Here is an 8,021-nt window from a genome sequence, read left to right as displayed (position 1 = left end):
TCGCTCGCAACATCAAGGGCTTGCATCCGGCAGAGAAGAATGCATTGGATGAGCAGTTGCGCGCGCTTGTGGACCAACCCAAAGCCGGGGACATGAAAAAGGGTGACTTGGCTGGCGTTAGGGTTGTGAAATACAAGCACAACACGCAGCAGTGGTTGCTGGCTTATGAGGTCGGGGAAGCGGCAATAATTTTGCTCGCACACGGCAGTCACGAGAATTTTTATAAAAATTTAAAGCGATAAATGCGCATTGCTGTTGTCTCCAATACCTGGGCCTTACCCGCTTGGCAGCAGGGCGTGGACCGCATGCTGGCTGAAATCTTGTGAAGTTGAGGCGCGAACCCATGTTTGAATTAAAATATGACCTTTCTGGTCAGAATAAGGAGTCAAGCATGCAAACCTGGCAAATGCAAGAGGCCAAAGCGCACCTGTCGGAGTTGATTCAGCGAGCGAGCCAGTTGGGGCCGCAAGAGATCACGGTGCATGGCCGATCGGTGGCCGTGATGTTGTCGCGCGAAGCTTTTGACCGCCTGGCCGGTGCTGACCAGTCGCTGGTAGATTTCATGCGACGTTCGCCCTTGTATGGCATGGAGGAGGTGAACCTTGACCGTGACACGAGCCTGACGCGAGAGATAGCACTGTGAGCTATCTACTTGACACCAACGTATTGTCTGAATTGCGCCGCAAGACGCCACACCCTGGCGTGGTGGACTGGTTTTCGCACCGGCCCGCCACCACCCTCTACCTGAGCGTGCTAACGCTGGGTGAATTGCGCAAGGGCATTGAAACCCTTGCAGACGCCTCACGCCGCCTGGCGCTACTGGACTGGCTTGAGTCTGACCTCCCCAGCTTTTTTACCGGGCGAATTCTTGCGGTTGATCTGCCCGTGGCTGACCGATGGGGACGCCTGGTTGCCCAAGCCGGACGTCCTTTACCGGCTATTGACAGCCTGCTGGCCGCCACTGCACTACACCATGGCCTGCGCCTAGTCACACGCAACGAACGTGATTTTGATGTGCCCGGCCTGGAAGTCATCAACCCCTGGAACCTGTGAAACACTTTTCTCCAAGACCCGACGCAAAGGCATCATCCTCGCAGGCGGCTCCGGCAGCCGGCTGCACCCGGCCACGCTGGCCATCAGCAAGCAGTTGCTGCCGGTGTACGACAAGCCCATGATTTACTACCCACTCAGCACCCTGATGCTGGCTGGCATCCGTGATGTGCTTCCCCGTTTTGCTCCTTCTCCCAGTCGAGCAAACACCGAAAAAATCCGCTGGTATTACGATCTGCTGTACGGTAGTGTCAAGGCATGAAGACCCTGACCATCAAAATCTCGCCGCAGCTTGAGCAAGAAATTGTGCTGGCCAGTGAGCGCGAGCACCTCAGCAAGTCAGAGCTGGTACGACGCGCCTTGGTGGTTTACATCAGCCAGCGCAATGCGGCTGTGCCCACCCTGTCGGCGCTGGAGCAGGCCGGTGATTTGGTAGGTTGCTTCAGCGGCGGACCCTCCGACCTTTCCTCAAACCCCCGTCACCTTGATGATTTTGGCCGCGTATGAGCAGCCATTTGATTCTCGATACCGGCCCCTGGGTGGCCATGTCGCTGGCCGATGAAGTATCTGCAGTGCGCGCTCTGTTCGAGCGCTACGACAATGTGCCAGCGTCACTGGCAGATGCCTGCCTGGTTCGCATGTCGGAATTGTATGAGCCCAGTCGGGTGTTAACGCTGGACAGTGATTTCCACATCTATCGCCGCCATGGCAGAAAAGTCATTCCAGTCTTGTCACCGCGTCCATGAACCATCATTGGTTGGGGGTCAGATTCCAATTCTTTTTAGTCGCAACCTGAACGGGTATAAATAAGTGCAAAATATGGCTGTAGCCCCCGTCACACTTGCGTGAACAGCTATCAATTTAATCAAAGCGCCTTTGAACCCCGACAGCGCCTTCAGCCTCAGTCGTGGGGCCGATATTGCGTGGCTTGTGCCGCCGTGGTGGACATGCTCAAGACCGACCCTGAATGTGCCGACGCCTACCAGGTCATGCCGCGCCGCCCCGGCGATGTGGCGCAGTACTATGCCGACCCTGCGCTGGCGCACGAGCAACTGGGCTGGCCCGCCCGCCGCTCGCTGGCGGAAATGTGCGCCGACGCTTGGCGCTGGCAAAGCCAGAATCCGAGTGGCTGTAAATGAGTGTCAAATTGCAAATTTATTTGAGTAAAATCACTCAAAACACTGAGTAATTTGTAGGTTATGTTCTACCGCTCACAACTCGCTACCCTTAACGCCCGCTTGCAGCAGCCGCGTCGGTTTTTGCAGATTCTTGCCGGGCCCAGGCAGGTTGGCAAGACGACGCTGGCACGCCAGGCAATGGCTGCTTTTGTGGGCCAGGCGCACTACGCCACGGCTGATTTGCCGGCTGCGCCTGAGGCGAACTGGATCGAGCAGCAGTGGCGCGTGGCCCGGATGATGGCGGCGCTTGGCCCGGCGCTGCTGGTGCTGGACGAAGTGCACAAGGTGCCGCGCTGGTCAGAGGTGGTGAAAATGCTCTGGGATGAAGATGCCTCATCGGGTTGTGCGCTACAGGTGGTGTTACTGGGGTCTTCGCAGTTTTTGCTGCAGCAGGGCTTGTCTGAGAGCCTGGCGGGCCGATTTGAGCTGATTCGCGTGCCGCATTGGTCGTTTGCCGAAATGCGCGAAGCGTTTGGATGGGACGTTGAGCGCTTTGTGTATTTTGGCGGGTACCCAGGCGCTGCGGCACTGGCGGACGACGAGTTTCGCTGGCGCAGCTATGTGCTGGACGCGATCATCGAGCCGACCATTTCGCGCGATGTGCTGCAACTGGCGCGCATTGACAAGCCCGCGCTGCTGCGCCGCCTGTTTGTGCTGGGTTGCACGTATTCGGGCCAGGTGTTGTCGTATCAAAAAATGACGGGGCAGCTTCAAGATGTGGGCAACACCACGACGCTGGCCCATTACCTGCGTCTGCTGGCGGGCGCGTGGATGCTGACGGGCCTGGATAAATTCGCCGGCGACGCAGCGCGCAGCCGTGCGGCAAGCCCCAAGCTGCAGGCGCTGAACACGGCGCTGATTTCTGCGCAGCTTGCCGAAAACTTTGCGGCGGCTCGGCTCAATGGCGAACTGTGGGGCCGGCTGGTGGAATCGAGCGTGGGTGCGCACCTGCTTAACGCCGCGCCGCCGGGCTTGGCGGTAACCTACTGGCGCGAGCGTAACCAGGAGGTAGATTTTGTGCTGCAGCATGGCGGCAAGACTGTACCGATCGAGGTTAAAAGTGGGCGCTCCAAGGGGGCGCTGACGGGACTGAAGCTGTTTTCCAAAAGCTTTGGCACGGGCCCGGGCCTGGTGGTGGGCACGGGCGGCGTGGCGCTGGATGTGTTTCTTGCAACGCCGCCCGAGGCGTGGCTTTAGGGCCGTCATTGCGAGCGCAGCGCGGCAATCCATGTGTTTATGCGCGTTAAAAGTGCATCTGGCCTATATGGGACGGTCACAAGCAGCTATTAAGGAGTAAGCGCTCCATCAACCCCAGTAGCTCAAGGAATCGTTCTGGCCGCCAAATCTGCTATACGCACATTCCAAGGCAACAACGCCTCCACAGCCTCAACCGAATTGGCTGCTGGCAAATCGCGCAGCACCCGACGCAGCCAGGCATAGGGCTCCAGTCCATTGGCTTTGGCCGTCTGCACCAATGAGTAAATCACCGCACTGGCATGTGCGCCGGCCGGCGTATCACTGAACAGCCAAGCCTTGCGACCCATCACAAACGGGCGGATCGCGTTTTCACAGCGATTGTTGTCAATCGGCAAATCCCCACGCTCGGTATAGCGCGTCAACCGACTCCACAAATTGCCCATGTACGCCATAGCGGTACCCAATGTGCTCTTGGGGGTCACCAATGACTGGTTTTTCTGTAACCAAGCCTGCAACTCAGCCAGGATCCCCACGCTGCGGCCCTGACGCGCGGCATGACGCGCCTCATCACTGGCTTGCCTGAACTCACGCTCAACGCCATACAACTTGCCGATCATGGCCACGGCCTCATCGGCCAGACCACGTTTACCCTTGGGCTGCACCCGCACCGCCTCCACAAAGCGCCTGCGCACATGTGCCCAGCATGCCAAGCGAATGATGTCACCGCCGCGCTCCAGCGCGTTGTAGCCGTCATAGCCATCGGTCATCAAATAACCTTTGTAGCCCTCAAGTAGGCGAATCGGCACCGCCGCACTGCGACTGCGGTCGTAGTCATAAAGCACCACCGGCTTGTCCGGCGGCCCCCCGGTTTGCACCCACATATAACTGTTGGACGTGGGGGCCTTGTCCTTTTCTTTAAGCACCTGCACCACCGTCTCATCCATGTACAGCAAGCTGCAGTCCAGCAAGATGTCGCGCGCCAGGTTGTGCAGCGGCTGCAACAGCTCTGCGCAGCCAATGACCCAGCGCGCCAGAGTTTGCCGGGGCACCACCACATCATGGCGACTTAAAACATGCTCGAAGCGCGCCAGTGGCAAGCCATCAACGAACTTGACTGCCAACAGCATGGCCAGAAAGTCGGCGCTGGCGTTGCTCTTGGGCAGTGGCTGCGGGGGCAGTGCTGCCGTGATCGGCGCATGCACACTGGCCGGGCAGCCGTAGCGCTTGCGAATGTTACGGATCACACGGATTTGCATTGGCACGATGTCGATCTGCTCGCTGATGTCTTGGCCAATCTCCACCATCTCGGTGCCACAAGGGCAGATGCGATCAGCTTGCGGGACATCATGAATCACGTCCACACGGGGCAACCCTGCGGGCAGTGGGCGGCGTTTACCGCGGGTCACGGGTGGAGCTGGTTGAGTTGCAACGCCATCTTCAGCGCTTGCCTGTGGCGCTGGCGCAATGATTGCCTGGTCTTGGGCCTCAGGATTGAGTTGCGCCAGAACTTCGGCTTCATCGAACAAGCGACTCTGGGCGCTGAGTTGCTCGGAGCTGGCTCCAAACATGCGGTGCCTGGCCAAGGTGGCCTGCTCAAGCATGCGGATGATGTATTCATGGGCTTGCAGGCGCATGGCCGCCAGGCTGGTTTGATAGGTCTCTTGTGCGGCTTTCTCACAGGCCGCCTGAGTGGCTGACAGCAGGGCTTCAAGCTGGTCTGAAGTGGTCGGCAAACCCGACACTTTTTGCGGCTTCGGGAAGACAATTTCCAGTGGCACAAAGGTGGCTTCAAGAGAGCTAAAAGACATGCTGTATTTTAGCCGTTTCTCCTATGAAACACGGGCAAAATTGAGTGTTTTATGGGGTATATTTTTAGTCAAATCAAAGCCTTCCAAGAGCCAGCCAAATTCATGCAAACTGCAGCTCGCAGTGGGCGCTTTTGCATCCCATCCACCGGCCAGGCGAATTTATCGGCCTCCAAACGCTTTTGCCACAAGCAAAATCCATTGCGGTGCCAGTACAGGGCTTTGAGCTGGGTGTGGCGTCTGTTGGTGAAGACGTACAGCGCGCTGGCAAAGGGGGACAAGCCCAGTTCCTGCTCAACGAGTGCGCTTAAGCCGTTGATGGCTTTTCTGAAGTCAATGGGTTCACGACACAGGTAGACCTGATCGATGCTGCAGCCCGGGTGCATCAGTGCGCTGCCTGTGCGTAGTGGCTCAGGGCTGCGAGCCAGTGGGGTTCTGGGCGCGTTGGTAACTCCAGTCGTATGCCACCGGCCAGTAGCAAAGTGCAGTTGGGCGGTATCGGGTTGTCGATTGCAACGGCGCGCGTTGGGCTCGCTGTCGCTGGCATTGGCATCTTAAATTCGACACCATTTCGGTTTTTATTCCAGATTTCCGATCCAACCAGTCAATGAAATCAAGCAGTTACGTCAGTTTTGTTGCTCGAATTCAAAAATGCTTGTAGTGGCACGTTTGCTGTAATATGTAGTTCAAATTTGCCGACGTTGCGCTACACTTGGCGCCATGTTCATCAAAGTCACCCAATCGGGCTCTCGGCGCTACGCCCAACTGGTGGAGTCCTTTCGCAATGCTGAAGGCAAACCCCGCCAACGCACCGTTTGCACGCTCGGTCGGCTGGAGGCCGGTGGCGAAGTCGACACCCTGATCTCCTCATTGCAACGCGCCCGTGGCGTAGTCCCCGCTGTTGCTGCTCTGGATGGTTTGCGCTTTACCGACAGTCGCCAAGCCGGTGACGTATGGGCGCTGTCAGAGCTTTGGCGCTCCTTGGGCTTTGATGCCTTGGCTACTTCGTGGCGGCGCTCTAAAACCGAGGTCGACGTGCTGGCCTGTCTTCGCGCCATGGTTATCAACAGACTGTGCGACCCCAGCAGCAAACTGGGCGTGCTTCGCTGGCTGGAGACAGTGGCATTGCCGGTGGATTTCGGCTTTTCCCAAGGCTTGCCAGAACACCAGCACCTGTTGCGCGCCATGGATGTGCTCGATGAATACAGCGATGCCCTGGGCACCAGGCTGGCAACGCTCATGCGCCCGCTGATTGATCAAGACCTCTCGGTCGTTTTTTATGACCTCACCACGGTGGAGGTCACCGGTCAGACCGAGTTGGAAGATGACGTGCGCGCCTATGGACGCGGCAAATCCGGAATGGTTGAGCGTCAGTTTGTGCTGTCCTTGGTGCAAACCGCAGAAGGACTGCCCATTGCGCACGAGGTCCATGCGGGCAATACGGCCGAGGCCAAAACGCTGCTGCCGATGATTCGCGGCTTGCTGGCTCGCTACCCGCTCAAACGGGTGGTGCTGGTGGCCGACCGGGGCCTGCTCAGTGTGGGCAACATCGAGGAACTGGGCAAACTGCAAGCGCAACTAAAAAAGGACGGCCGAGACATCGCGTTGGACTACATCTTGGCGGTACCGGCTGCGCGCTACGGTGACTTTGTGGAGGACCTCAAACGCTTGAATGAGGCGCAAGAGAAACGCCAAGATCAAACTCAGGAGTGGTGCGCAGAGACCACATGGCAGGACAAGCGTCTGGTGGTGGCGCATGACCGACAAGCAGCCCAGCGGCGCACTGCCGCGCGCAATAAGGCCATCCAGGATTTGATCACTCTGGGTCAAGAATGGTGTGGCACGCTTGATGCCCAAGACGGCGGCAAAAAACGCAAAGGCCGACCGCTGTCGGATTCGGGTGCCAAGGCGCGTTTCTATCATGCCGTCAAGGATGCGCACCTCGCGCATGTGATCAAGGTGGACTTGAAGGCCGAGTTGTTCAGTTACACGATTGATGAGGATCGAAAACGGTATCTGGAGTTGCTTGACGGCAAACTGCTGTTGGTCACCAATACGGATGCCCCACCACAGGAGGTGGTGCAGCGCTACAAAAGCCTGGCCGACATTGAGCGGGGCTTTCGGGTGCTGAAGTCCGATATTGAGATTGGCCCGGTGCATCACCGCTTGCCTCAGCGGATTCGGTCACACGCCCTGGTGTGCTTTATGGCCCTGATCCTGTACCGGGTGATGCGCATGCGGCTCAAGGCTGCCAAAAGGTCCGAATCACCAAGCACGCTGCTGGAGCAACTCAAACGCATTCACCAGCAGACCGTTCAAACCGGCGATGGCAAAACTCTGACCGGATTGACCGAGATGACGCCGGCACAAAAGTCGCTGTTTGCTGCCCTAGAGTTGACACCACCGACGTCATCAGACCTCGTAAAACCTCTTTTGTAGTCTGCGCTTTGGACCACGTTTCCAATGAAATCATGGGGTTACGTCCAGGAAGTGTCGAACTTGAGAAGCCAACTAAATCAATTCCGAAACCAGCCATTCCGAAATTCGCCACCGAGGCGCAAGAGCGCGCCTATTGGGAATCGCACGACTCCATCGATCACCTGGACTGGACCAAGGCGAAGAAGGCCACGCTGCCAAACTTAAAGCCCACGACCAAGACCATTTCGCTGCGGCTGCCGCAGCACCTACTGGACGCGCTCAAAGTAGCCGCCAACGCCCGCGACGTGCCTTATCAGTCGCTCATCAAGGTTTGGCTCCAAGAGAAGCTGCACAGCCAATAATTTGGCATTTA

At 57.8% G+C, this 8,021-nt stretch carries 11 protein-coding genes and 1 pseudogene; 10 read left to right on the top strand and 2 right to left on the bottom strand.

The window, feature by feature from the left end:
- From GZ093_RS19935 to GZ093_RS19900, 8 genes and pseudogenes are all read left to right on the top strand, one after another.
- Positions 1–242, top strand: a 242-nt coding sequence (locus GZ093_RS19935) for a type II toxin-antitoxin system RelE/ParE family toxin (RefSeq protein ID WP_296489402.1), incomplete at its 5' end; no start/stop codon positions are given.
- Between the two features lie 149 nt (positions 243–391).
- Positions 392–643 (top strand): type II toxin-antitoxin system Phd/YefM family antitoxin, encoded by a 252-nt coding sequence (locus GZ093_RS19930; protein WP_296489401.1) that lies wholly within the window; start codon positions 392–394, stop codon positions 641–643.
- The gene (locus GZ093_RS19925) at positions 640–1,053 is read left to right on the top strand and encodes a type II toxin-antitoxin system VapC family toxin (protein WP_296489400.1); all 414 of its coding nucleotides are present in this window, start codon (positions 640–642) and stop codon (positions 1,051–1,053) included. The genes GZ093_RS19930 and GZ093_RS19925 overlap by 4 nt, the downstream gene beginning before the upstream one ends.
- Positions 1,013–1,225: pseudogene (locus GZ093_RS19920) on the top strand (sugar phosphate nucleotidyltransferase); the annotation flags it as partial. The gene GZ093_RS19925 and the pseudogene GZ093_RS19920, both read left to right, overlap by 41 nt.
- A gap of 83 nt (positions 1,226–1,308) precedes the next feature.
- The gene (locus tag GZ093_RS19915; protein WP_296489399.1) at positions 1,309–1,557 is read left to right on the top strand and encodes a CopG family transcriptional regulator; all 249 of its coding nucleotides are present in this window, start codon (positions 1,309–1,311) and stop codon (positions 1,555–1,557) included.
- Positions 1,554–1,796: a hypothetical protein gene (locus tag GZ093_RS19910; RefSeq protein ID WP_296489398.1), complete on the top strand. Its 243-nt coding sequence runs from the start codon at positions 1,554–1,556 to the stop codon at positions 1,794–1,796. Before GZ093_RS19915 ends, GZ093_RS19910 begins: the two co-directional genes overlap by 4 nt.
- Positions 1,797–1,973: 177 nt before the next feature.
- Positions 1,974–2,189, top strand: coding sequence for a hypothetical protein (locus tag GZ093_RS19905; RefSeq protein ID WP_363261178.1), 216 nt, complete (start codon positions 1,974–1,976; stop codon positions 2,187–2,189).
- Between the two features lie 60 nt (positions 2,190–2,249).
- Positions 2,250–3,425: an ATP-binding protein gene (locus GZ093_RS19900; protein ID WP_296489397.1), complete on the top strand. Its 1,176-nt coding sequence runs from the start codon at positions 2,250–2,252 to the stop codon at positions 3,423–3,425.
- Between the two features lie 122 nt (positions 3,426–3,547).
- Here GZ093_RS19900 and GZ093_RS19895 read toward each other — a convergent pair whose 3' ends face one another.
- On the bottom strand, positions 3,548–5,233 hold the full coding sequence (locus tag GZ093_RS19895) for an IS66 family transposase (protein WP_296489396.1): 1,686 nt from the start codon (positions 5,231–5,233) through the stop codon (positions 3,548–3,550).
- A gap of 68 nt (positions 5,234–5,301) precedes the next feature.
- Positions 5,302–5,616, bottom strand: coding sequence for an IS66 family insertion sequence element accessory protein TnpB (gene tnpB, locus GZ093_RS19890; RefSeq protein ID WP_296489395.1), 315 nt, complete (start codon positions 5,614–5,616; stop codon positions 5,302–5,304).
- 334 nt (positions 5,617–5,950) lie between these two features.
- Between tnpB and GZ093_RS19885 the strand changes: the two genes are divergently transcribed.
- Together GZ093_RS19885 and GZ093_RS19880 are read left to right on the top strand one after the other, a co-directional pair.
- On the top strand, positions 5,951–7,669 hold the full coding sequence (locus GZ093_RS19885; protein WP_296489394.1) for an IS1634 family transposase: 1,719 nt from the start codon (positions 5,951–5,953) through the stop codon (positions 7,667–7,669).
- Between the two features lie 8 nt (positions 7,670–7,677).
- The gene (locus GZ093_RS19880) at positions 7,678–8,010 is read left to right on the top strand and encodes a BrnA antitoxin family protein (RefSeq protein WP_296489393.1); all 333 of its coding nucleotides are present in this window, start codon (positions 7,678–7,680) and stop codon (positions 8,008–8,010) included.
- Positions 8,011–8,021: the final 11 nt, after the last annotated feature.

Source organism: Rhodoferax sp. (assembly GCF_010365055.1).
Classification (GTDB): domain Bacteria; phylum Pseudomonadota; class Gammaproteobacteria; order Burkholderiales; family Burkholderiaceae_C; genus Rhodoferax.
This window is presented reverse-complemented; position numbering and strand designations above follow the sequence as displayed.

Excerpts from the sequence above, each read along its gene's own strand:
- GZ093_RS19930 (WP_296489401.1), top strand. The coding sequence starts at position 392 with ATGCAAACCTGGCAAATGCAAGAGGCCAAAGCGCACCTGTCGGAGTTG.
- GZ093_RS19915 (WP_296489399.1), top strand. The coding sequence starts at position 1,309 with ATGAAGACCCTGACCATCAAAATCTCGCCGCAGCTTGAGCAAGAAATT.
- GZ093_RS19910 (WP_296489398.1), top strand. The coding sequence starts at position 1,554 with ATGAGCAGCCATTTGATTCTCGATACCGGCCCCTGGGTGGCCATGTCG.
- GZ093_RS19900 (WP_296489397.1), top strand. The coding sequence starts at position 2,250 with ATGTTCTACCGCTCACAACTCGCTACCCTTAACGCCCGCTTGCAGCAG.
- GZ093_RS19895 (WP_296489396.1), bottom strand. The coding sequence starts at position 5,233 with ATGTCTTTTAGCTCTCTTGAAGCCACCTTTGTGCCACTGGAAATTGTC.
- tnpB (WP_296489395.1), bottom strand. The coding sequence starts at position 5,616 with ATGCACCCGGGCTGCAGCATCGATCAGGTCTACCTGTGTCGTGAACCC.
- GZ093_RS19885 (WP_296489394.1), top strand. The coding sequence starts at position 5,951 with ATGTTCATCAAAGTCACCCAATCGGGCTCTCGGCGCTACGCCCAACTG.